Source organism: Ramlibacter sp. (assembly GCF_028291745.1).
Classification (GTDB): Bacteria; Pseudomonadota; Gammaproteobacteria; order Burkholderiales; family Burkholderiaceae_C; genus Ramlibacter.
On the sequence record NZ_JAQGNQ010000129.1, the window covers coordinates 16,049 to 37,669 of the forward strand.

Genomic DNA, 21,621 nt, shown 5'->3' on the forward strand with positions numbered 1-21,621 from the left:
CTCACTCGGCCACGATGCCGACCTTGCCGGCCAGCTCTTGCCACTTGTTCACTTCGGCCTGCACGAAGCGGCCGAATTCGTCGGGCGTCTGCGGCGAGGGGACGATGCCCTTGTCATTGAAGCCCTTCGCGAGCTCGGGTGCATGCAGCGCGGCCACCGCCTCGGCGTTCACGCGCTCGATCACGCTGCGCGGCGTCTTCGCCGGCGCGAACAGGCCGAACCAGGTGCCACCGGAGAAAGCGGGCAGTCCCGCCTCGGCAAACGTGGGCACGTTCGGCGCGCCTGGCAAACGCTGCCGGCTCGCGACGGCCAGCGCGCGCAGCTTGCCGGCACGCACCTGCTCCAGCACGGCGGGCGGCCCGTCGAAGGTGTACTGCACCTGGCCGGCAATCAGGTCCACGATGGACGGGCCGCTGCCCTTGTACGGCACGTGCACGCTGTTGGTGCCCGTGAGCACCTTGAACAGCTCGCCGGCAAGATGGTTGGACGTGTTGTTGCCGAAGGAGGAGTAGTTGAGCTTGCCCGGATGCGCCTTCGCATAGGCGATGAACTCCTGCAGCGTGTGGGCCGGCACCGCGGGGTTCACGACCAGCAGGAAAGGCACCTGCCCCACCAGCGTGATCGGCTGCAGGTCGCGCACCGGGTCGTACGGTATCGCCTTCATGGTGATGGGTGCGATCGAGACCTCCGGCGAGGCCGCCAGCAGCAGCGTGTAGCCGTCCGGCTCCGCCCGAACGACCGCGCTCGCGGCCAGGGTGCCGCCGGCGCCAGCGCGGTTGTCCACCACCACGGCCTGGCCGAGGCGCCGCCCCAGTTGCTCCGCCAGCAATCGGCCCGCAACGTCCGTGCTGCCGCCCGGCGGATAGCCGATCAGCATGCGCACCGGCCGGGCGGGCCAGGCGCCCTGCGCGAAGGCACCGGCGTGCGCCCCCGCGGCGGCCGAAACGAGCAGGAAAGTACGACGTCGCATCCATGTTCTCCAGATCGTGAGGCCGCGGTGCGGCCGGCTCGCCGGGTGATGCACTTTATATGCCTGGCGCATCGAAATGCAATATGCGATTATTGGCATGCAATAACTCGCACCGGAGGGAACCCGTATGCGCGCAGCTGCCACGCGCGGGACGGCGCAGGAAGACAGCCCGCTGTTCATCGCATCCCTGGCCAAGTGCTTCCAGGTGCTGGAGGCGCTGAACACGGCCGGCCGCGCCGTGGGCTTGACCGAACTGGCCCGGCTCTCCTGCCTCGACCGCAGCGCCGTGCAGCGCATCACCCACACCTTGCGCGTGCTCGGCTACCTGCGCCAGGATCCCGCGAGCAAGGCGTTCCGCCTCTCCGGGCGGATGCTGGAGTTCGGCCACACCGTGCTCGCCACCGACCGGGTGCGCGAGCGCGCCCAGCCGCACCTGGAAGCCCTGAACCGCCGCACCGGCGAAACCGTGAACCTGATGGAACTGGAAGGCGAGGAGATCGTGTACGTGCTGCGCTACCCCAGCCTGCACGCCGTGAGCGTGGACCTGCACGTCGGCTCGCGGCTGCCGGCCTACTGCACCGCCGCCGGCCGCGCCATCCTGGCCCAGTTCGAAGCGGCCGAAGCGCTCGTGCGCCTGAAGGCCGCGCGCCGGACCGCCATGACGCGCTTCACCATCACCGATCTCACGGGCCTCAAGCGGGCGCTGGAGACGGTGCGCGCGCAGGGCTATGCCCTGAACGATCAGGAAGCGTTCCTGGGCGATCTCTCGGTGGCGGCCCCGCTGCGCGACCCGCAAGGTCGGCCGCTGGCCGCGGTGAATATCGCAGTGCCGACCCCACGCTGGCAATTGCACGACGTCTTGCACAAGCTCGTGCCGCAGTTGCTGAAGACGGCCGCGGCAGTCGAGAAGGATCTGCGCTCCCTCTAGGGCCCGCTGCTTCCAGGGGCGCGCTCGCAGATAGCCGGGCGCGCTTGTCGATTTCGCCCTGCCTCGTTCGTCTCAGGCTCAGGCGCCCTTGCCTGTCAACGAATTCTTCCATGCACGCCACGCCCACCGCCATTCCTTCCTTGCCCCCTGCCCTGGTCTGGACCGGTCGCGTCCTGAGCTCGATCGTCGTCCTGTTCCTGGTGTTCGACGGAGTCATGAAACTGATGGCGATCCCGCCCGTGGTCGATGCCTTTCGACAACTCGGATATCCGCTGGAGTCGGCCTCCGTCATCGGCTACCTGGCGCTGGCTTGCGCCCTGCTCTATGCCATTCCACGCACGGCGGTGCTCGGCGCCATCGTGCTGACCGGCCTGCTCGGCGGCGCCATCTCCACCCACGTGCGCGTGCACGACCCCTTGTTCACGCACACGCTGTTTGGCGTGTACCTGGGGGTGATGGCGTGGGGCGGACTCTGGCTGCGCGATGCGCGGCTGCGCGCCATCATTCCGCTGCGCCGGGACCTGTTCAGGACCTAATCGATCTGGATCTTCAGGTCGCGGATCAGTCCGCCCCAGACGCGCGCCTCGTTCTCCGCGCGCTTCTGGATGTCGGCCGGCGTGCCCGGGATCGGGAACAGGAACTGCTCGACCAGCTGGGCGGCGAGCAGGCATCGTTCATCGACCTGCCCTTGCGGGCCTAGCGACCCGGTGCGCGGCCCGCTTCGGGCAGCCAGCTCGCCAGCGCTTGCAGCACCGGCTTGAATTCGCGCGCCAGTTCACCACTGGCGATGGGCGACGCCAGGGGCCAGACCACGGTCAATCCGAACAGCCCGAAGCACGTGATGTGCATGGTCATGGCGAAGGTCTTGCGCGTCCACCCGGCACGGGCCACCGGCACGCGGGCAACGGCGGGGAACGGGCAATGCGACGTGGTGTCGGTACGAAGCGGAAGGCGGCGCGGCATCATGGTGGCGGCGATTGTGCTGGCGAATTGCCGCGGCACGCCGGCGAGCAAGCGACAAGATGTATCGGGCGCCGATTTCTTCGCGCTGATGTGCAGGTCGCGTTGCTGCGCGCCGGTGCCGTGTTGATCGCCCCTTGACTGGCCGCCATGGCAGCGCTGCGCTGCTCTGAGGCGTGGTTGACGCGTGCGGCGAAAGCCCGCACGCTTGCCGCATGGCCACCCCTCCACTCGACGCGTTCGCGGGCCGGCGCGACCAGATGTTTCCCGTCCTTGGCGAGGACGACATCGCCCGGGCCGCCCGCTTCGGCACCCCGCGCAACTACGCGGCCGGCGAGTACCTGTTCCGGGCCGGGGAGCCAGGCCCCGGCATGTTCATCGTGCTGCGCGGCCTGGTCAGCATCCAGCAACGCGACGGCCTGGGGCACGTCGTTCCGGTCGTCCGGGAAGGGGCCGGTGCGTTCCTCGCCGAGGTCGGACAGTTGTCCGGCGCATCCTCCCTGGTCGACGGGGTGGCCGAGGAGCCGGTGCAAGCGCTGCTGGTGCCGCCGGCGCAACTGCGCGCCTTGATCACGGCCGAAGCCGACCTGGGCGAGCGCATCATCCGGGCGCTCATCCTGCGACGGGTGGCGTTGATCGAACGCGGCGCGGCCGGCGCCGTGCTGATCGGCGATGCCCAGGCGCCGCACCTGGCGCGGCTGGAGAACTTCCTGCGCCGCAACGGCCAGCCCTACCACGTGCTCGCGCCCCATGACGACGCCAGCGCCTGCGCCCTGGCAAGGCAATACGCGAACCGGCCGCACGAGGTGCTGGCGGTCTGTCCCGACGGCAGCATCCTGGTCGACCCCGAGGAGCACGAGCTGGCACGCGGCCTGGGCCTGATGAACGCCCAGGAGCAGGACCAGCTGTTCGACGTTGCCATCGTCGGCGCCGGGCCCGCAGGGCTGGCGACCGCCGTGTACGCTGCCAGTGAAGGGCTCACGGTGGTGGCGCTGGATTGCCGGGCCTATGGCGGCCAGGCGGGCGCCAGTGCGCGCATCGAGAACTATCTGGGCTTCCCGACCGGCATCTCGGGCCAGGCACTGGCGGGCCGTGCCTACGTGCAGGCCCAGAAGTTCGGCGCGCGCATCCTGGTGCCCGCGCAGGTCGCGGCGCTGGAATGCACCGCGGGCGCGACGCCCGCGCTCCGCCTCGTGGACGGCCGCCGCTTGCGCGCAAGGGCTGTGGTGATCGCCAGCGGCGCGCGCTACAACCGTCCGGACGCACGCAACCTGCCGGCCTTCGAGGGGCGCGGGGTGTGGTACTGGGCGTCGCCCATCGAAGCGCGCTTGTGCCATGGCGAACACGTGGTGCTGGTGGGCGGCGGCAACTCCGCCGGGCAGGCCGCCGTCTTTCTCGCGGCGCATGCGGCCCGTGTCACGATGCTCGTGCGCGGCGCCGGCCTGGCGGCAACGATGTCGCGCTACCTCATCGATCGCATCGAGGCGGCGGCCAACATCACGGTGCTACCGCGCCAGGAACTGAGCGAGCTGGAAGGCGACGAAGCCGGCCACCTGGCTTGGGTGACCTGGCGCGATCGTGACAGCGGCGAGTCGACGCGCTGCCCCGTGCGCAACCTGTTCCTGTTCATCGGCGCCTCGCCGGAGACGGCCTTCCTCGCGGGCTGCGACATGGTCCTGGACCGGGCCGGTTTCGTCGTCACCGGAGGGTCGGGACGCGGCGAGCTCGAGTCGAGTCTGCCGGGTGTCTTTGCCGTGGGCGATGTCCGCGCCGGCTCCACCAAGCGGGTGGGCGCGGCCATCGGTGAAGGCGCCGCGGTGGTCGCCGCGCTGCATCGCTTTCTGGAAGCTTCGGCAGAAAAAGCTGCCCGCTGATTTCAGTGCTGCCTCGAACCGCTCGCAATCCTGCTCACGGGACGGCAGCAAAGCGGGGCCGACGCACGCCGTCCACTTCGATGCTTTCGAAGAACATCGAATACGGTCGCACCCAGAGGCCTTGCTCGCCGTAGAGCGCGCGATACAACACCATGGGTGCCAGCGTCTCGCTGTGCCGAACCACGGCCAGCAGTTCGTATTCGCCACCCTTGTAGTGGCGATAGCGGCCCGCGGTGATCGGCGGCAGCGGCGGCAGGTCACTCATGACGAAGCAGGATCCGCCGTGCTGGCGCAGCTGCCGGCGCTGAAGTTTGGAGCCTGGTCATGGCGCAGCCTCAATACCCGGCAGCCAGCCCGCTATTGCGCCTCGGATCGTTGGCGCCGTAATAGCGATTCGCCCCCACCGGCTTGCCGCGCAGCGAGGGCGCACCGACGAGGATGGCGGCGACGTGGTTGGCCGGCTGCGGCGCACCGAACTTCTGGCCCATGGCCTCGAGGCTGGCCCGGGTGTCGGGGCTGAGCGCAAAGCGCTCCAGGTTGGTGGTCTCCGGCAGCCACTGCTGGTGGAAGCGCGGCGCGTCGACCGCCTCCTGCACGTCCATGTCGTAGTCGATCACGTTCAGGATCGTGTGCAGGACGGCCGTGATGATGCGGCTGCCGCCCGGCGTCCCCACCACCATCACGGGCTTGCCGTCGCGCGTGACGATGGTCGGCGACATCGAGGACAGCGGGGTCTTGCCGGGTGCGATGGAGTTCGCTTCGCCCTGCACCAGCCCGTAGAGGTTGGGCACGCCGGTCTTGGCCGTGAAGTCGTCCATCTCGTCGTTCAGCATCACGCCGGTGCCGGGCGCCATCACCTTGGCGCCGAACCAGTCGTTGAGCGTATAGGTCACCGACACCGCATTGCCCTCCTTGTCGGCGATGGAGTAGTGCGTGGTGTTGCTGCCCTCGTGCGGCGGCACGCCGGGCTTGATCAGCGCGGAGACGCCCGCCTTCTTCGGATCGATCGCCTGCCGGATTGCCGCGGCGTAATTCCTGTCCAGCAGATGCGCGATCGGGTTCTGCACGAAGTCGGGATCGCCCAGGTAGCTGTTGCGGTCCATGTAGGCATGGCGCATCGCCTCGATCTGGTAGTGCACGGATTGCGCCGAGCGGAAGCCGAGATCGCGCAGCGGATAGCCTTCCAGCACGTTGAGGATCTCGCAGATCACCACGCCGCCCGAGCTCGGAGGCGGTGCGGAGACCACGTGGTAGCCGCGGTAGTCGCACTCGATCGGGGCGAGCTCGCGCACCTTGTAGCGATCGAGGTCGGCCTGCTGCAGGATGCCGCCGCCCGCGTGGCTGGACGCGACGATGGATGCCGCCACCGGACCGTGATAGAAGCCGTCAGCGCCGCGCCGCGCGATCGTGCGCAGCGTGTTCGCGAGGTCCTTCTGCACGAGGCGATCGCCCACCTGCAAGGGCTCGCCGTTCTTCAGGAACACGCGGGCGGAGGGCGCGTCCCTGCGGAAGGCGTCGGTGGCAGTGTTCAGCATGTCGACGTCGCCCTGATCGAGGCGGAAGCCGCGCTCGGCGAGCGCGATGGCCGGCGCCACCACTTCGCCGCGCTTCCTGGTGCCGTACTTCGCCAGCGCGTATTCCATGCCGGCGACGGAGCCCGGCACCGCGACGGCGAGTTGGCCGGTCGTGGTCGCGCCCTTGATCACGTTGCCCTGCGCGTCGAGGTACATGTCCGCCTTGGCGGCCAGCGGCGCCTTCTCGCGAAAGTCGATGAAGGTCTTGCGGCCGTCCGCCAACTGGATCGTCATGAAGCCGCCGCCCCCGAGATTGCCCGCCGCGGGATAGACGACGGCCAGCGCATAGCCGACCGCCACCGCCGCGTCGATCGCGTTGCCGCCTCTCTTGAGCACGTCGACACCGACTTCGCTGGCCAGGTGCTGCGCGGTCACCACCATGCCGTGCTCGGCGGCAACCGGTGCGACGGAAGCGGCCTCGGCCGCGGTGAACAGCAGGGAAATCGCGAGGCCGATCGTGAGCCGCATGGCGCGCGGGGGGTGGCAGAACCTGGTGACCATGGTTTCTCCTTGGGCGCGAATGCCTGCGCCTGGTGCCGGCATGGTAGCCGTGCGCGCAGCCACCGGCTGCTGGCCCGACGCGTGCCGTCCTGAAGCGATCAAGTCCTACAGCTGAGGCATGGCGGCCGCTCCAACAATCCGCGGATGCCTCACCAGCCCTCTCGCCTGCGCAGCGCAGCCTGGTTGCTGCTGCTCGCCACCAGCTTCGCCTGCGCCCAGGAACAGGCCGCGCCCGCGGCCGCAGCAACACCTGCTGCCGCAGCCCCGGCGGCCGCGGCGGACCCATCGTCGCTGCCGCACTGGCGCGACCCGCTGCTGCCGGCGCTGGAGATCCTGGAGTTCGAGCTGCTGCTCAATCGCATCAACCGGTGCTGCGGCAACGGGCGGGGCGACTATGCGGTGAACTGGAGCACGATCCGCCACAACCTGCACAGCGGCTGGGTCGTGGACAACGATCCCTTCAGCGTCAACCAGTTCGCGCATCCCTATTCCGGCTCGATGTACTACGGCTTCGCGCGTTCCAACGGCTTCGACTTCTGGACGTCCACAGCCTACGCGCTCGGGGGCAGCGCCTTGTGGGAAATCGCGGGCGAGCGCACGCCGCCCTCGCGCAACGACCTGATCTCCACCGGCATCGGCGGCAGCTTGCTCGGGGAGCCGCTGTTTCGCATGGCCAACCTGCTGCTGGAACACGGTGGCGGCATGACGCCTTTCTGGCGCGAGACCGTCGCCGCGGCGGTGTCGCCTTCCACCGCCTTCAATCGCTGGCTGCAGGGGCGCGGACCGGACACGGTGTTCAGCAGCCATGGCGCGCCTTACTACAGTCGCCTTTCGCTGGGCGTGATGGGCACGTCGCAGAACCAGGCCGGCAACTCCACCGCCTCGGTGCAGCGCGCCGAGGCGCAGGCCGAATTCGCGCTCGACTACGGCATGCCGGGCCAGGAGGGCTACGAGTACCGCCGGCCCTTCGATTACTTCACGTTCCAGGCGACCGCATCGTCGGCCAACGGTTTCGAGAACGTGATGACGCGCGGCTTGCTGCTCGGGCGCGACTACCGCGCCGGCTCCGACTATCGCGGCGTGTGGGGCCTGTACGGCAGCTACGACTACCTCTCGCCGCAGACCTTTCGCGTTTCCAGCACCGCGGTCTCCCTCGGCACCACCGGGCAGTGGGGGCGCGGCGACTGGGTGGTGACCGGTACCGGCACGGCGGGCCTGGGCTACGCCGCGGTCGGCACCTTGAGCAGTGCCGCCCCGGGCGTCGACCGCGACTACCACTACGGCGTGGCGCCGCAGGTACTGCTTGCCGCCCGCGTCATCCACGGCGGCAAGTGGGCGCTGGACCTGACCGCGCGCGACTTCTTCGTCTCGAACATCGGTGACAGCACGCGCGGCGGCCACGACAACATCGCGCGCGCGGAGCTCGCCTGGACGTGGCGCCTGCACGACCAGCAGGCGATCACCGTCAAGTACCTCTGGAACCGCCGCAACGCGCAATACCCCGACCTCGGCGACCGCAGCCAGACGCGCGGCACCATCGGCGTGTTCTACACGCTGCTCGGACACGATCGCTTCGGCGCGCTCGACTGGAAGTAGCTCACCGCCTGAACTGGAGAAGCACCACCCAGGGCCGGCGACTGAGGTTCTCGCGGCACTGGGTTCTGACGCGCGAGCAATCGGCTCCCGGTGCGGCACCGGTGATGTACACGGCGCTCGGAACCTTCCTGGCGTTCAGCGTCATGCGCGATAGCGTCACGGAATTGACCACGTTGCCGCCGATGCTCTCCAGCTTGGCATCGCCTCCTTCGTCCGAGCGCACGACGAGGTCGCAATGCATCGGAAACGCCTGGCTCGCCGAGGTCGCCGCCAGCGCAGCGGAGAGCGCGGCGAACTTCGCGGTACCGGCGCTGCTGGCGCGCGTTGCGCAAATCAGGTCACCCGCACGCGGGCGCGTGGTGGCGATATCGCACGCGCGAAACGCCTGCGTCGAGTCCCGACCCGCCGCTTCCGCCGCCGAGGCAGCGAGCGCCGCCCGCACGTAATCGGCGTGACTGTCCGAGAACTCGAACTCCGCGCGTGAGAAGCCCGCCGTCTTCATCAGATAGCTGATGAAGGCCGCCGACCACGGCGTGTCCACGATGGCGGTGCGCAGCAGGGCCTCGCGCACCGCAACCTCCGCCCTCGTCCCTGTGCTGGCCGTGGCCGCGGCACTCGCGACCTCCGCGCGCCGCACCCGGCCCACGCTGGTGACAAGTGCCGGCGGCTCGAACTCGGACAGGGCCCGCCAGAACGTCGCCACGCGCTCCCAGGCGGGAGTGGACTCGCCGGGTGGCCGGTCCCACTCTGCTTCGTGATAGCCGACGTGGAACATGCCGCCGTTGCGCTCTATCGTCTGTCCGCCAAACAGCTGGTGCTGGCGGCGGGCTTCTTCGACGGCTTGCCGGATCCGCGGGTCCTGCGATGCCTGGCTCGCCGTGGCGGCGCAGGCGGGGACCGCAGCGGCCGCGGCGTGAGGCACGAGGGCGCACGCGCAGAGCAGCACGGCACCGAAGGCTGGAAGCAGGCAGCGCGTCATGCCTCGATTGTGCGCAAGCGCTGCGCCGGCGGACCTCGCGTTCAGCGCGCCCGGCGCATCTGCAGGCCCAGCGCAGCGAGCGCCGAGAGTGTCGCCATGCCCATCACCGCCAGCCAGCCGGCATGCGCCAGCAACACGCTGCCCAGCCCGGAGCCGGCCGCCATGCCGAGGAACATCGACGTCATCAGCACCACGTTCAAGCGGCTGCGCGCAGCCGGGTCCAGGCCGAAGACGATGGTCTGGTGCGCAATCAGCGCACCCTGCACACCGAGGTCGAATACCACCGTGCCGATCGCCAGCAGCACCAATTGCGCGGCTGCGGGCAAACCGGCACCGGCGCCGATCGCCAGGAAGGCACCGGCGGCAAGGGACGCGCCGAGACGAACGACGTGCAGCGGCCCACGGCGGTCCGCGATGCGGCCGGCAAAGGGCGCCGCCAGCGCGCCCACGGCGCCTGCCAGCCCGAAGGCACCGGCGGCAGCGCTACCGAGATGGAACGGCGCGCCGTGCAGCATCACCGCCAGCGTCGACCAGAACGCACTCAAGCCCACGCCGAGCAGGCCTTGCGCCAGCGCGGCACGGCGCAGCGCCGGATGCTGCTGCCACACCGTGGCCAGCGAGCGCAGCAGCTCGCCATAGCGCAGGGCGGCGTTGGCGGGGAACGAGGGCAGCGCCTTGCGCGCGGCGATACCGATGGCCGCCACTGCACCGGCGGCTGCCACGAACATCGTGCGCCAACCGAAGTGCTCCGCCACCAGGCCGCTCAGCACGCGCGACAGGAGGATGCCGAGCAGCAGGCCGGTCATCACGGTGCCCACCAGCTTGCCACGTTGCGAGGGCGGCGCCAGCGCGGCGGCGGCGGGCACGAAGTCCTGCGCCAGGGTGGCCGTGATGCCGATCACCGCGCTGGCTGCCAGCAACCCATGCACCGAGCGCGCGAAGGCGGCAAGCAGCAGCGCCAGCGTGAGCGCCAGGGCCTTGCCCAGGATGACGCTGCGCCGGTCGAAGCGGTCGGCCAGGGGACCGAGCAGGACCAGCCCCAGCGCATATCCAAGCTGGGTCGCGGTCGGAATCCATCCGACCAGCCAGGAGGGCGCGTGCAGGTCGGCGCCGATCACGCCGAGCAGCGGCTGGGCGTAGTAGATCGAGGCAACGGACAACCCCGCCCCGGTGGCCAGCAACAGCATCACGGCGGCGGCGGGAGCAACAGGCTCGGTCCGGCTGGCGACGGCGCCATTCGCCAGTGACATTTCATTCATCCGTGAAAACCCTCAAGAAGTGGACCGAGGGCGACTTTGCCAGCACAGGTTCAAGGGCGGAAGTCCCGCCGACGGCAAAACCGCTATACGCTCAGCGCATGACCAGAGCCGATCAAGCCCGGCAAGTGAGCGCTCCTGCGCCAGAGGCCGCCGGCGTCCCTGCCGACCGCATCGCCCTCCTCGAGACCTTCGTGCGCATCGTCGAGGCGGGCAGCCTGTCCGCCGCGGCTCCGCTGCTGCGCACGACACAGCCCACCATCAGCCGGCGCCTGCGAACGCTGGAACAGACGCTCGGCGTGCGGCTGCTGCAGCGGTCTACCCACGGCATGCGCCTGACACCGGATGGCGAGCGCTGCTACGAGCGCGCGCGCATCCTGCTGGCCGACTGGTCCGCCTTCGAAGCGGACGTCGGCGGCGCCGGCGCCCAGCCGGAGGGCCTGCTGCGGGTGGCCGTGCCGCACGCGTTCGGGCAGGACAAGTTCGTGGCGCCGCTGGCCGGCTTCCTGCGGGCGTACCCGCGCGTCACGGTGGAATGGCTGCTGGTCGACGACGTCACCGACTCACTCGCGCGCGGCATCGACTGCGCGATCCAGGCGGGGCAACCCACCGATCCCTCGCTGGTGGCCGTGCGCATGGCGGCCGTCCACCGCATCGTCGTTGCCGCCCCCTCGCTGCTCGCGGGTGGCGCGGTGCCGCAGGATCCGCAGGCGCTGGGCGCGCTGCCCTGGCTCGCGCTGCGGACCTTCTACCGCGACGAGATCGTGCTGACGCATGCAGTCACCGGTGAGAGCCGCAGCGTGCCGCTGCAGCCGCGCATGGGCACCGACAGCCTGTTTGCGCTGCGCAGCGCCGCGCTGCATGGCCTGGGAGCCTGTGCGGGCTCGGCCTGGATGCTGGCCGACGATCTCGCGCGCGGCGACCTGGTCCACCTGGCGCCGCAATGGCAACCGGCGCCGCTGCCGATCTGGATCACTTATCCGCATGCGCCGCACTACCCCTCGCGGCTGTTGCGTTTCGTGGAGGCGATGCGGGCAGCGGTGCCGGGAATCGTGGAGCCGTAGGGTCCCCCGGCTTCAGCGCGCCTCAGCCAGGAAATACAGCCAGTCGTCCTCGCTGCTCGCGAGCTCCTCGCGCGCGAGTTCCCGGCCGGCGACCGTGAACACGCGGACCGCGCCGAAGGCCGGCTCCAGCTGCGCCAACTGCGCGGCGGGTCGCACGTAATAGGTTTCGAGGCGGCAGTCGTGGGCGCCATCGTTGACGATGGCCCAGTCGCGCTCCTGCGCCGCCACCTGCGCAACGTGCCGCGCATGGCGCAGCCGCCAGCGCACCCAATTGCGCAGATTGCGCCAGAGCCAGGCCGGGTCGCGCGTGAACTGCGCGCGCAGCCGCATCAGGTGCCCCAGGGCGCGCAGGTTGTGGGTGGAAAAGCAGAACAAGGCGCCCGGCCGGCACGCCGCGTGAATCTGCTCCAGCGCGCGCAGGCGGTCGTCGTGCGCGAGGTAATCGAGGCCGTTGAAGCTGAAGAGAACGAAGTCGAAACGGTGCCGGCCCAACGCGGCGAGCTCGCGCACGTCCGCCACTTCGAAGCGGCAAGGCGCTGCGGTGAATCGGCGGCGGCACTGCGCCACCATCGCCGGTGAGATATCCACGCCCACGTACTCCGCCACGACCGGCGCGAAGTGCTGCGTGGTGCGGCCGGCGCCCACGCCGACATCGAGCATGGACCAGGACCCCATGCGAGGTCGCAGTTCGGCGAGGATCCGGGCCTCCGCCCCTTGCAGGCGCGTGTCGACGGCATAGAAGGCCGCCAGGCCCGGGTCGAGCCATGTGGCCTCGTTCAAGCTCAGGCCGCCCGCTCCAGCCGGCCACCGAGATAAGCGGCACGCACTTCGTCGTTCGACCAGAGCTCCGCGGGCTTGCCCGAGACGGCCAGCCGCCCGGTCTCCAGCACGTAGCCGCGGTCGGCGATGGACAGCGCCATGCGGGCGTTCTGCTCCACCAGCAGCACGGTCGTCTGGCGCCGCCGGATCTCGCCGATGATCGCGAACACCTTCTGCACGATCACCGGGGCCAGGCCGAGCGAGGGCTCGTCCAGCAGCAGCAGCCGCGGCCTGGCCATCAATCCGCGCGCCACCGCCACCATCTGCTGCTGGCCACCGGAGAGCGTCCAGCCCAGCGCGTCGGCGAACGGGCGGATGTCGGGAAACAGGTCGAACATCTCGTCGGACTCGCGCAGCAACTGCGCCTTGGCCACGCGCCCGCGATTGGAGGCGCCCAGCATGATGTTCTCGCGCGCCGTCAGGCCGGGGAACAGGCGGCGCCCTTCCGGCACGTGCGCGATCCCGAGCCTGACGATGGCCTCCGGCGCCAGCGAGGCGATCGAACGGCCGTCGAACTGGATGTCGCCTGCGGCGGGCTTGAGCAGCCCCGAGATCGCCCGCAGGGTCGTCGACTTGCCGGCGCCGTTCGAGCCAAGCAGGGTCACGACTTCGCCGGCCTCGACCGCCAGCGAGAGGCCGCGCACGGCCTCGATCTCGCCATAGCGGACCACCAGGCCCTCAAGAGAAAGCAGGGGCATCGGGTTCCGTTCCCAGGTAGGCCGCGATCACATCCGGCTGCTGCAGGACCTGCGCCACGCCACCGTCGGCAATGCAGCGGCCGAAGTTCAGCACGGTGATCTGGTGCGCCACTTCGGTCACCAGCGTCATGTCGTGGTCGATGATGAGGATGGTGAGGCCCTTGTCGGCGATGCGCCGCAGCAGGTCGCGCAGCGCGAGCTTCTCGCTCGAATTGAGGCCGGCACCCGGCTCGTCGAGCAGCAGCAAGCTGGGCTGCCCGGCCAGCGCGCGCGCGATCTCGATCAGTCGCTGGTGCCCGTACGAGAAGCCGGTCACCCGCTCGTGCGCGCGCGCCTCCAGGCCCACGAACGCCAGGGCGGCGCGCGCGAGTTCGACCAGCCGTGCGTGATCGGCATGGCCGCGAGCGCCGCCCTGCTCCGCGCCGATCACCACGTTCTCGAGCGCCGTCATGGAACGGAACAGGCGGATGTTCTGGAAGGTGCGCCCCAGGCCGGCAGCGGTGCGCGCATGCGCGGGCAGGGTCGTGATATCGCGGCCGCCGAGAAGGACGCTGCCCGAAGTGGCGACGTACAGGCCGGAGAGCACGTTCAATGTCGTGGTCTTGCCCGAACCGTTCGGGCCGATCAGCGCATGCACGCCGCCCTGGCTCACCGAGAACGAGACCTTGTCCACGGCCTTCACGCCGCCGAAATGCTTGGCCAGGTCACGCACCTGCAGTGCAACGCGGGTACCAGCCGCCGTGCCCCGGGTCAGCACCAGTTCCGCCGGCGGACCGGTGAATGGAGCCGGCGGCAGCCAGCGCCGCACGCGGTCCTGCACGAAACCCCAGATGCCATCGGGCATATAGCGGATGATGAGGATGATCGCGAGGCCGTAGAGCGCCAGGTACAGGCCGGGCACGCTTTTCATGAAGCGCAGGCTCTCCGGCAGCACGATCAGCAGGCCGGTGCCGATCAGAGCGCCTATCGGCGACGAGACCCCGCCCAGCAAGGTCATCGTGATGAAGACGATCGACTCGGCAAAGCTGAACTGGTCGGGGCTGACGTAGGCAAAGCCGCTGGCGAACAATCCCCCACCGATCGCGCCGAGGATGGCGGACAACGCGAACGCGGCGACCTTCACCCGATAGACGTTGACGCCGGCGACGCTGGCGGCCAGTTCATTGTCGCGAATGGCGCGCATGGCGCGACCGAGTCGCGTGTGCGGCAGGCGCCAGACGAAGTAGCCGATCGCCGCCATCGCGAAGACGCACAGCCCGAGATAGGCGTTCGCGGACTCGAAGAAGGGCGGCCGCGCGATGCCGCTGACGCCGTCGGGCCCGCGCGTGACCGGGATCCAGTTGACCATCACCAGCGTGATGATCTGCTGGAAGCTGATCGTGACCATCGCGAGATAGTGGCCGCCCAGGCGCAGGGTGGTCATGCCAAGCAGCGCACCCGCGAGCACCGCCAGGGCAACGGCCATCAGCATGGCCAGCCAGAAGTTCAGGTGCAGCGCCGTCGTGCCGAGCCCCACCGCATACGCGCCGAGCCCGAAGAAGGCGGCCTGCGCCAGGTTGATCTGCCCGCACAGACCGAGCACCACGGTGAGGCCGAACACCGCGATGGCAAAGGTGGCCGTCTGCACCAGGATGTGGACGGTGTAGCTGTCCATCGGCAGCAGGCCCACCACGGCGATGACCGCCGCGGCGAGCGCGGCAAAGCCCAGGGTGCCGAAGGTGCGGCGCCCGGTCACGCCTTCTCCGCCACGCGTTCGCCGAAAATGCCTTGCGGCCGGAAGATCAGGAACGCCACCAGCACCAGGAAGGCGAATCCGTCCTTGTAGGGGACCGACACATAGGCCGCCCCGAAAGTCTCGATGACCCCGAGCGCGAGGCCGCCGAGGATGGCCCCCTTGACGTCGCCGAAGCCGCCGATGATGGTGGCGGCGAAGGCCTTGAGCGCGATGGTGGACCCCATCTGGATCGAGACGAACAGGATGGGCGCGACGAGGATGCCGGCCACGCCGCCCAGCAGTGCCGAATACACGAAGGTCAGCATGATCATGGTGGCGACCGGGATGCCGAGCAGCGCGGCCATCTCCTTGTCCTGCGAGGTCGCCTGCAGCTTCTTGCCCAGGAGCGTGTGCTCGAAGAACCAGAAGTTGAAAGCCACCAGGATCAGCGTCACGACCATGATCAGCAGGTACTGGCTATCCAGGTACACCGGCCCGATCTGCAGGCCCGGGGTGTCGAACCATCCCGGCAGCACCTGCGGCTGCGGGCCGTACAAGGCCAGCACCGTGTTCGCCAGGAAGATCGAAGCGCCGATGGTGGCGATGATCACCGGCAGGAAGGTGCGGTGCCGCAAGGGGTAGTAGACGCCCAGGTTGAACACGACCCCGAGCAGCGCCATCCCCGCCAGCGATGCGAGAAGGGCCAACGCGTAGGGCCAGTGCAGGTCCACCGCGAAGACGACCATCAGGTAGGCCGCCACCATCGAGAACTCGCCCTGCGCGAAGTTCACGACGTTGGTGGCGCGGAAGATCAGCACGAAGCCCAGGGCGACCAGCGCATACACCGCACCGATGCCCAGGCCCGTGAAGAAAAGCTGGAGCGCGAGATCCACTGGCTCAGATCGCGGACTCGACGTGCTTGTCGAAGACGATGTTGCCCTTCTCGTTCTTCACGATGTTGTAGCCGTGCAGGCCGTCGCCATTGGCGTCGAAGTTGTACTCGCCCTCGGCGCCCGGATAGTTGCGGATGGCAACGATGGCCGCGCGGATCGCCTGCGGATCGGTGCTGCCCGCCTTCTTGATGGCCATGCACAGGATGTTGATGGCGTCGTACGTCCAGGACGACTGGTTGTCGGGCGCTACTTTCGCCACCTCGCGGTAGGCCTTGCCGAAGGCCTTGGCGGCGGGGCTGGAGTCCTCCGCATAGTCGGCGACGCCGAAGGTGCCATACAGGGCCGGACCCGCCAGCTTCATCGCGCTGACGTTCACGGTGGACGGGGACCCGACCCAGGGGATCAGCACGCCCAGCTGCCGCAGCTGCCGCGCGAACACGCCGAGATCGTTCTCGAAGGTGAAATAGGTGCCGAGCACATCGGCGCCCGATTGCTTGATCGCCAGGACCACCGGGGTGAAGTCCTGGCTCTGGTTCGCGTAGCCCTGGTCGAGAGCGATCGTCGCGCCGGGCAGCTTGCCCAGTGCCGTGGTGAGCGCCTTGCCACCGGCCGTGCCGAAGGCGTCGGTCGAATGCACGATCGCCCACTTCTTCTTGCCCAGGCTCTTGACGCCATAGTCGGCGATCACGGCGCCGGAGTAGGAATCGTTGGGGCGGCAGCGAAACAGCCACGGGTTGCCCATGTGCGTGAGGTTCGGGTCGGTGCCGCCGATCATCACCGGCTTGCCGACCTTCATCACGTCGGGCGCCATCGCGTGCACCTGCGTCGAGCGGATCGAGCCGAGGAACGCCACGATGTCGGACTGCGAAGCGAGCTTGGAGAAGGCGAGCACGACGCCCGGGTTGGTGGTCTGGTCGTCCTCGGTCACCAGTTCGACCTTCTTGCCGAGAACACCGCCGGCCTTGTTGACCGCATCCAGCGCCATCCGGGCGCCGGTCTGGGCATAGCGTCCCTGCTCCGCCGCGGGCCCGGTGACCGGCGTGCACATGCCGATCTTGATGGTCTGGCCTTGCGCGAACGCGCGGCCCACCAGCGCAGGCGACGCGAGCGTCGCGGACAGGGCACCAGAAAACTTCCGGCGGGAAAGCGTCATCGTTGTCTCCTTCTGTCGTTTTGGCACTTTGCTGGCACGGACCGGTACACGCGCTCGGCCGTCCGCGATTCGCGAAGCACTATAGGACCGGATCGGCGCGCGCCGAGTGCGGGTATTCCTCGGGGTGCGCAGCGGCGGATCGGGCTATCCGCCGCGCCGAGACTCGCTTACATCGGCGGGACCGCACCGTCGATCCCGACCGCCACGAATCCCGCTGTCTGCGGCGCGTCCTTCTTGGTGGCCACGAACACATGCGCACCGGGGACCAGCTTGCTGGCGTCGCCCGGGACGATGCCGACCACCGGCACGCTTGCCGGCACCTCGATCTTCTTCTCGCCCTTGCCGTAGTCCACGGTCAGCACCAGCCCGTTCGCCTTCGAGGTCGCCTTGACCGTGCCGTTGGTCATTGCCGAACCGCCCGCGCTGGCGGCGGTCACCGTCCCGTTCGTCATCGCGGAGGTCTTGCCGCCACCGGCGGCAGACTTGGGCGACAGGTCCCACGGGTAGTCGCCGATGCCGGTTCCCTTCATCGCCTCCGGAAAGACGACCACTTCCAGTGCCCTGGACGTACCCGCACCCGGAACGTTCGCAATGCCGACGAAGGTGCCGGACTTGATCTGCTCGAGGCCGCTCGGAACGATTCCGGCGATGCGCGTTGTCGCGTCGATCGCGACGCTCACGCTGCCTTCGGCGGTCCGCACGGTGAGCTTGTTGGCGGTCGCGGAGACGATGGTCCCACGGATGTGACCCATCGGGTCGGCGGCGAGCGCCGACACCATGGCAACGGCGCCCCCCACGAGCACGAGCGCCCGCGCCACGGTCTGCGTGAAATGGAATCGGTTCATCAGGTGCTCCAGGGAGTGAAAGGGATTTGATTATTGAGTGAAGCCTCGGCCATTCACCAAGGGTTTTGCCACCCCGGCCTGGTCGACGCTCCTCAGGCAGGGCGCGCAAAGAGGCGGCGCACCGCCGCCGGATCGAGCTCGGCCAGGCCTTCGTCCATCGCCCGCTGGTAGATCTCGTGCATGCGGTGCGCGGACGGCAGCAGTTCGGGGTGCGGCTCGCTGCCCACCAGCAGCTTGAAGTCCTTGTGCGCCAGCGCGATGTCGCTGCCCTGCGCCGCTTGTTCTTGCGCGCACAGCGCCGCGGCGAAGTTGCGGAAGAAGGGCGCGGCGAACACCGTATCGGTCAGGCCCTCGGCGAAGGCCTGCTGGGCGATGCCGTGCCGCTCGACGTATGCGAACGCTTCGGCCATGAGGGCCACGTTGCCGAACATCAGGAAGTTGATCGCGAGCTTCGTCGCCGGACCGGCCGCCGCATCCTCGGACAGCCAGAACACCTTGCGGCACAGCGCCTCGAGCACGGCTTGCGCCTGTGCATCGCGCGGACCCGAGACCCAGCCCACGAGTTGCCCGGTGCCCGCCGCCGCGGGGCGGCCCTGCACCGGCGCCGAGACATAGCGCACGCCGGCTTCTTCGTGCCGGCGCGCGAGATCCGCGGCCGCCTGCGGCGACAAGGTGCTCATGCCGATGTGCGTTCCGCCGCGCAGGGTGCGCAGCAGGCCACCTTCGCCGGCGCAGATCGCGTCCACGCCGGCGGCGTCGGTGACCGAAGAAATGACGATGCCGCCGGCTTGGGCCGTGTCGGCCGGCGTGGCGGCCGCGCGCGCACCGCGTTGCACGACGCGCTCGATCGCATGCGCGTCCTGGTCGTACACGCGCAGCGCGTATCCGCATTCGAGCAGCCGCCCTGCGATCGCGCTGCCCATGCGCCCGAGTCCGACCAGCCCGATCTCGATCGCACCGATGTGTTCTGACGCCAAATCGCACCTCCCTGGAAACGCCGGAAGGCACGATACCGCGCGCCTGGGTGGCGCTGTACGAGGGCTGACCCGCAGCGGCAGTCAGCGAAGGGGCGTGTCGGTGGGGCCGCCGAGGCAGGCGTCGCCGGAACGCGACCCCTCAGTGGGCGACGTCCAACTCACTGACGCACATAGCGCAAGTGAGTGGCAGCTGGGCCATCAAGAACCCTGTCAATGCGAAACTGCGGCCCGGGCTCGCCCAGGTTCTCGAAGAGACGCCGCCCGCCACCGAACAACACGGGTGCCAAGGCGATTTCCAGCTCGTCGACGGCTCCCAGGTTCATGTACTGCTGGATCACGTCGGCTCCACCCGCGATACGAATATCGCGACTGCCTGCGGATTCCCGAGCCAGCTCCAGCGCACGCTGCGACCCGTCATTGACGAAGTAGAACGTCGTTCCACCGGGGCGCACCCAGGGTTCGCGTTTCTCGTGGGTAAGAACGTAGACCGGGGTGTGAAACGGAGCCTCCTCGGGCCAGGCGATCTCGCCCTGGTCGAACATTCGCTTGCCCATGATGTTGGCACCGATGCGCTCCGTGGTGCTGCGAAGCAGGTCATTGACCGGGCCCGTTTCTCCCCCTGGTCCGAGCTTGAGGTTCTCGCGGAAGTACTGTTGCTTGATGATCCAGGCCATCATCGCACCCCACTTTGCGCCCCAGTTCTTGTACTCGGGCTTGCCCATGGTCATTCCTTCCGGTGCCATGTAGCCATCCAGGCTGAGTCCGACGGTGACGAATACTTTGCTCATGGTTGTCCTCTCGCAGGTTCGGATGTCGGCCAAAGGTCAATCGACAGGCGTTCAGTGAAGGACCTCTGCCTCCACCTGGCACATTGTGTACGGTGTCCACAATCTATCAGACAAGACGAACGCCGTCCACATGACGGCTCGGCGACGAGCCCGCGAGCTCACCGGGCAGCAGCCTGCGCGCTGAACCCCGCCTCCGCCCATGCGTCCGCAGTCGCGCGCGTCAGGCGGAAGCCGGCCGAGACACGCACTTCGGCCAGCACCTCCCCTGAGGCGTCGGTGGCGCGCAGCAGGGCCGAGGGGTTGTCTTCGTCCGGCTCGATGTCCAGCGTGACGCTCACGCGGCCGCCGTCGCGGGAGATCTCGATCTGACGGTGCAGCGTCGCGTGCATCTGCTGCTCGTGGCGGCGCACGAATTCGGCGGCCGTCTTCACCAGCGTGTTGAACGCGGAGGTGTCCAGGGGTTTCGGATTTTTCTTGTCCCGGCCCATGGTCCATGGGCCGACCAGCGCCGGTTCGACCTGGCCGTCAGGCGTCATGGCCACGGCCCAGCCGTCGTCCTCCTCGTTCTTGATGACGCGCGCGGTCCAGCCGTTGTCGCGCCACAAGCGCGGCTCGCGGATGGCCTGCTGTTCGGGGTGCATTTCGTGTTCGTCCATGGCGTGATTGTCGCGGCATGGCAGTGGTTCTCGGCGCCCGCGTGGAGGGTTCACAGCACGGCGGCGTTTGGCGGAAACCGGCGTCACCAGGTGCCGCAACCGGCATCTACCGACTGCCGCAGTTAGGGTTCTACTGGGTGAGCACCGCATGACACGCTCACTAAACTGCCGGCTCTTCCACTCAACTTCAAGTCGCCAGATGAAGAAGAAGAGCGATCACCAATGCACCCCCGCAGCAGCCGAGGGCGCACTCGAACCTTGTAGTTGCTGTCCAGCGAGCGCGAGTGCGTGGGCAAGCCGGCGCGGCTTCGTGCAGGCGCTCGGCGCCTTCGGTGCGGTGAGCGCAATGGCATCGCTCACGGGCTGCGGCACAGCGTCGATGGTGGCCAGCCCCGACCTGATCGACACCCACCACCATTTCTATCCCCCTGAATACCAGAAGGCATGGCTGGACTGGGAGGACGAGCGCAAGATCCCGCACTTCCGGCAACAGGTGGGCTGGTCGGTGCAAGCGGCGTTAGCGGACATGGACCAGGCCGGCGTCAAGACGGCGATCCTGTCGCTTGCATCGACGCCCGGCGTCTGGTTCGACCGGGGCCCGGCGGCGGCGGCCACGATGGCGAGGGCCTGCAACGAATTCGGCGCGAAGATGGTCGGGGACTATCCGGGTCGCTTTGGCCTGTTCGCCACCTTGCCGATGACGGACGTGCCCGCGACGCTGCGCGAGATCGCCTACGTTTTCGACGTGCTGAAGGCAGACGGCGTCGGCCTGCAGACCAACTACGGCGACGTCTGGCCCGGCAACCCGATGTTCGATCCCGTGTGGGAAGAACTCAACCGGCGCAAGGCAGTGGTGTACTTCCATCCCCTGGTGGCCGCATGCTGCGGCCGTCTGTCCGTCGGCACCTTCCCGGCCGTCATCGAGGTTCCGCACGACACCACGCGGGCCGTGACCAGCCTGATGCTCGCCGGCGCGCTGGTGCGCAACCGGGACATCAAATGGCTGTTCAGCCACGCGGGCGGCACGGTGCCCATGCTGGCGGGACGAATGGCATTTTTCTTCAAGGCCCGTCCCGATGCACAGGCCATCGCGCCGGATGGCTTCGAAGCCGAGTTCCGCCGCCTCTATTACGACACCGCCAATGCCACGGACGCTGCGCCCATGGCAGCATTGCTCAAGCTCGTGCCGGAATCGCAGGTGGTGTACGGCTCGGACTATCCGTACGTGCCGATGGATGCGCAGGTCACGGCGCTGCGCAGCCTGAAGCTGGCCGATTCCACGGCGCGCGCCATCGAGGTCGGCAACGCACGCCGACTGCTGGGCGCACGGCTGCGCTGAAGGGTCTCCACCCTTGCGGAGGCCGCAGGTTCGAGTT

Annotated in this window: 21 protein-coding genes; 6 read left to right on the plus strand and 15 right to left on the minus strand. The window is 68.8% G+C overall.

Annotation, left to right across the window (positions count from 1 at the left end; all coding sequences use genetic code 11):
* Position 1: 1 nt before the first annotated feature.
* A complete protein-coding gene (locus JWP60_RS24220; protein ID WP_299797310.1) occupies positions 2–970 on the minus strand; it encodes a tripartite tricarboxylate transporter substrate binding protein in 969 nt (322 codons plus the stop codon).
* Positions 971–1,097: 127 nt separating this feature from the next.
* On the opposite strand from JWP60_RS24220, the gene JWP60_RS24225 reads away from it, so the two are divergent.
* The gene (locus JWP60_RS24225; RefSeq protein ID WP_299797313.1) at positions 1,098–1,898 is read left to right on the plus strand and encodes an IclR family transcriptional regulator C-terminal domain-containing protein; all 801 of its coding nucleotides are present in this window, start codon (positions 1,098–1,100) and stop codon (positions 1,896–1,898) included.
* A gap of 110 nt (positions 1,899–2,008) precedes the next feature.
* Positions 2,009–2,434 carry a DoxX family protein gene (locus tag JWP60_RS24230; protein WP_299797315.1) on the plus strand — a complete coding sequence of 142 codons (426 nt, stop codon included), beginning with the start codon at positions 2,009–2,011 and terminating at the stop codon, positions 2,432–2,434.
* A gap of 160 nt (positions 2,435–2,594) precedes the next feature.
* Here JWP60_RS24230 and JWP60_RS24235 read toward each other — a convergent pair whose 3' ends face one another.
* A complete protein-coding gene (locus JWP60_RS24235) occupies positions 2,595–2,864 on the minus strand; it encodes a hypothetical protein (RefSeq protein ID WP_299797318.1) in 270 nt (89 codons plus the stop codon).
* A gap of 209 nt (positions 2,865–3,073) precedes the next feature.
* On the opposite strand from JWP60_RS24235, the gene JWP60_RS24240 reads away from it, so the two are divergent.
* Entirely contained in the window at positions 3,074–4,732 is a 1,659-nt protein-coding gene (locus JWP60_RS24240) for an FAD-dependent oxidoreductase (RefSeq protein WP_299797321.1), read from the plus strand.
* Positions 4,733–4,766: 34 nt separating this feature from the next.
* Here the strand turns inward: JWP60_RS24240 and JWP60_RS24245 are convergent, their stop codons facing one another.
* Complete coding sequence (locus tag JWP60_RS24245; RefSeq protein WP_299797324.1) at positions 4,767–4,997, minus strand: DUF1653 domain-containing protein; 231 nt, start codon at positions 4,995–4,997, stop codon at positions 4,767–4,769.
* Between the two features lie 70 nt (positions 4,998–5,067).
* Complete coding sequence (gene ggt, locus JWP60_RS24250; RefSeq protein ID WP_299797461.1) at positions 5,068–6,774, minus strand: gamma-glutamyltransferase; 1,707 nt, start codon at positions 6,772–6,774, stop codon at positions 5,068–5,070.
* Positions 6,775–6,951: 177 nt separating this feature from the next.
* Between ggt and JWP60_RS24255 the strand changes: the two genes are divergently transcribed.
* Positions 6,952–8,403 carry a DUF3943 domain-containing protein gene (locus tag JWP60_RS24255; protein WP_299797327.1) on the plus strand — a complete coding sequence of 484 codons (1,452 nt, stop codon included), beginning with the start codon at positions 6,952–6,954 and terminating at the stop codon, positions 8,401–8,403.
* A 1-nt stretch (position 8,404) separates the two neighbouring features.
* Here the strand turns inward: JWP60_RS24255 and JWP60_RS24260 are convergent, their stop codons facing one another.
* Together JWP60_RS24260 and JWP60_RS24265 are read right to left on the minus strand one after the other, a co-directional pair.
* Positions 8,405–9,382, minus strand: coding sequence for a DUF2272 domain-containing protein (locus JWP60_RS24260; protein WP_299797329.1), 978 nt, complete (start codon positions 9,380–9,382; stop codon positions 8,405–8,407).
* Between the two features lie 41 nt (positions 9,383–9,423).
* Complete coding sequence (locus tag JWP60_RS24265) at positions 9,424–10,632, minus strand: MFS transporter (RefSeq protein WP_299797331.1); 1,209 nt, start codon at positions 10,630–10,632, stop codon at positions 9,424–9,426.
* Between the two features lie 107 nt (positions 10,633–10,739).
* Here JWP60_RS24265 and JWP60_RS24270 point away from each other — a divergent pair, with 107 nt between their 5' ends.
* On the plus strand, positions 10,740–11,702 hold the full coding sequence (locus JWP60_RS24270) for a LysR family transcriptional regulator (RefSeq protein ID WP_299797333.1): 963 nt from the start codon (positions 10,740–10,742) through the stop codon (positions 11,700–11,702).
* Positions 11,703–11,714: 12 nt separating this feature from the next.
* Here the strand turns inward: JWP60_RS24270 and JWP60_RS24275 are convergent, their stop codons facing one another.
* The 9 genes from JWP60_RS24275 to JWP60_RS24315 form a co-directional block, all read right to left on the minus strand.
* Positions 11,715–12,482, minus strand: coding sequence for a class I SAM-dependent methyltransferase (locus JWP60_RS24275; protein WP_299797336.1), 768 nt, complete (start codon positions 12,480–12,482; stop codon positions 11,715–11,717).
* Positions 12,483–12,484: 2 nt separating this feature from the next.
* Positions 12,485–13,219 carry an ABC transporter ATP-binding protein gene (locus JWP60_RS24280; protein ID WP_299797339.1) on the minus strand — a complete coding sequence of 245 codons (735 nt, stop codon included), beginning with the start codon at positions 13,217–13,219 and terminating at the stop codon, positions 12,485–12,487.
* Complete coding sequence (locus JWP60_RS24285; protein ID WP_299797342.1) at positions 13,200–14,954, minus strand: branched-chain amino acid ABC transporter ATP-binding protein/permease; 1,755 nt, start codon at positions 14,952–14,954, stop codon at positions 13,200–13,202. The genes JWP60_RS24280 and JWP60_RS24285 overlap by 20 nt, the downstream gene beginning before the upstream one ends.
* Positions 14,951–15,826, minus strand: coding sequence for a branched-chain amino acid ABC transporter permease (locus JWP60_RS24290; protein WP_299797345.1), 876 nt, complete (start codon positions 15,824–15,826; stop codon positions 14,951–14,953). Before JWP60_RS24290 ends, JWP60_RS24285 begins: the two co-directional genes overlap by 4 nt.
* Positions 15,827–15,830: 4 nt before the next feature.
* A complete protein-coding gene (locus tag JWP60_RS24295; protein ID WP_299797348.1) occupies positions 15,831–16,979 on the minus strand; it encodes an ABC transporter substrate-binding protein in 1,149 nt (382 codons plus the stop codon).
* Positions 16,980–17,146: 167 nt separating this feature from the next.
* Entirely contained in the window at positions 17,147–17,824 is a 678-nt protein-coding gene (locus JWP60_RS24300) for a hypothetical protein (RefSeq protein WP_299797351.1), read from the minus strand.
* A 92-nt stretch (positions 17,825–17,916) separates the two neighbouring features.
* Positions 17,917–18,801: an NAD(P)-dependent oxidoreductase gene (locus JWP60_RS24305; protein WP_299797353.1), complete on the minus strand. Its 885-nt coding sequence runs from the start codon at positions 18,799–18,801 to the stop codon at positions 17,917–17,919.
* A gap of 158 nt (positions 18,802–18,959) precedes the next feature.
* Positions 18,960–19,589: a dihydrofolate reductase family protein gene (locus JWP60_RS24310; RefSeq protein ID WP_299797356.1), complete on the minus strand. Its 630-nt coding sequence runs from the start codon at positions 19,587–19,589 to the stop codon at positions 18,960–18,962.
* A gap of 158 nt (positions 19,590–19,747) precedes the next feature.
* Positions 19,748–20,245: a hypothetical protein gene (locus JWP60_RS24315; RefSeq protein ID WP_299797359.1), complete on the minus strand. Its 498-nt coding sequence runs from the start codon at positions 20,243–20,245 to the stop codon at positions 19,748–19,750.
* A 346-nt stretch (positions 20,246–20,591) separates the two neighbouring features.
* Between JWP60_RS24315 and JWP60_RS24320 the strand changes: the two genes are divergently transcribed.
* Positions 20,592–21,584 carry an amidohydrolase family protein gene (locus JWP60_RS24320; RefSeq protein WP_299797362.1) on the plus strand — a complete coding sequence of 331 codons (993 nt, stop codon included), beginning with the start codon at positions 20,592–20,594 and terminating at the stop codon, positions 21,582–21,584.
* Positions 21,585–21,621: the final 37 nt, after the last annotated feature.

Bases quoted from the DNA above. Each gene is read 5' to 3' on its own strand.
- JWP60_RS24320 (WP_299797362.1), top strand. From the start codon at position 20,592: ATGGCATCGCTCACGGGCTGCGGCACAGCGTCGATGGTGGCCAGCCCC.
- JWP60_RS24315 (WP_299797359.1), bottom strand. From the start codon at position 20,245: ATGGACGAACACGAAATGCACCCCGAACAGCAGGCCATCCGCGAGCCG.
- JWP60_RS24295 (WP_299797348.1), bottom strand. From the start codon at position 16,979: ATGACGCTTTCCCGCCGGAAGTTTTCTGGTGCCCTGTCCGCGACGCTC.
- ggt (WP_299797461.1), bottom strand. From the start codon at position 6,774: ATGCGGCTCACGATCGGCCTCGCGATTTCCCTGCTGTTCACCGCGGCC.
- JWP60_RS24245 (WP_299797324.1), bottom strand. From the start codon at position 4,997: ATGAGTGACCTGCCGCCGCTGCCGCCGATCACCGCGGGCCGCTATCGC.
- JWP60_RS24260 (WP_299797329.1), bottom strand. From the start codon at position 9,382: ATGACGCGCTGCCTGCTTCCAGCCTTCGGTGCCGTGCTGCTCTGCGCG.
- JWP60_RS24220 (WP_299797310.1), bottom strand. From the start codon at position 970: ATGCGACGTCGTACTTTCCTGCTCGTTTCGGCCGCCGCGGGGGCGCAC.
- JWP60_RS24265 (WP_299797331.1), bottom strand. From the start codon at position 10,632: ATGTCACTGGCGAATGGCGCCGTCGCCAGCCGGACCGAGCCTGTTGCT.
- JWP60_RS24230 (WP_299797315.1), top strand. From the start codon at position 2,009: ATGCACGCCACGCCCACCGCCATTCCTTCCTTGCCCCCTGCCCTGGTC.
- JWP60_RS24255 (WP_299797327.1), top strand. From the start codon at position 6,952: ATGCCTCACCAGCCCTCTCGCCTGCGCAGCGCAGCCTGGTTGCTGCTG.
- JWP60_RS24310 (WP_299797356.1), bottom strand. From the start codon at position 19,589: ATGAGCAAAGTATTCGTCACCGTCGGACTCAGCCTGGATGGCTACATG.
- JWP60_RS24225 (WP_299797313.1), top strand. From the start codon at position 1,098: ATGCGCGCAGCTGCCACGCGCGGGACGGCGCAGGAAGACAGCCCGCTG.
- JWP60_RS24240 (WP_299797321.1), top strand. From the start codon at position 3,074: ATGGCCACCCCTCCACTCGACGCGTTCGCGGGCCGGCGCGACCAGATG.
- JWP60_RS24235 (WP_299797318.1), bottom strand. From the start codon at position 2,864: ATGATGCCGCGCCGCCTTCCGCTTCGTACCGACACCACGTCGCATTGC.
- JWP60_RS24280 (WP_299797339.1), bottom strand. From the start codon at position 13,219: ATGCCCCTGCTTTCTCTTGAGGGCCTGGTGGTCCGCTATGGCGAGATC.
- JWP60_RS24270 (WP_299797333.1), top strand. From the start codon at position 10,740: ATGACCAGAGCCGATCAAGCCCGGCAAGTGAGCGCTCCTGCGCCAGAG.
- JWP60_RS24300 (WP_299797351.1), bottom strand. From the start codon at position 17,824: ATGAACCGATTCCATTTCACGCAGACCGTGGCGCGGGCGCTCGTGCTC.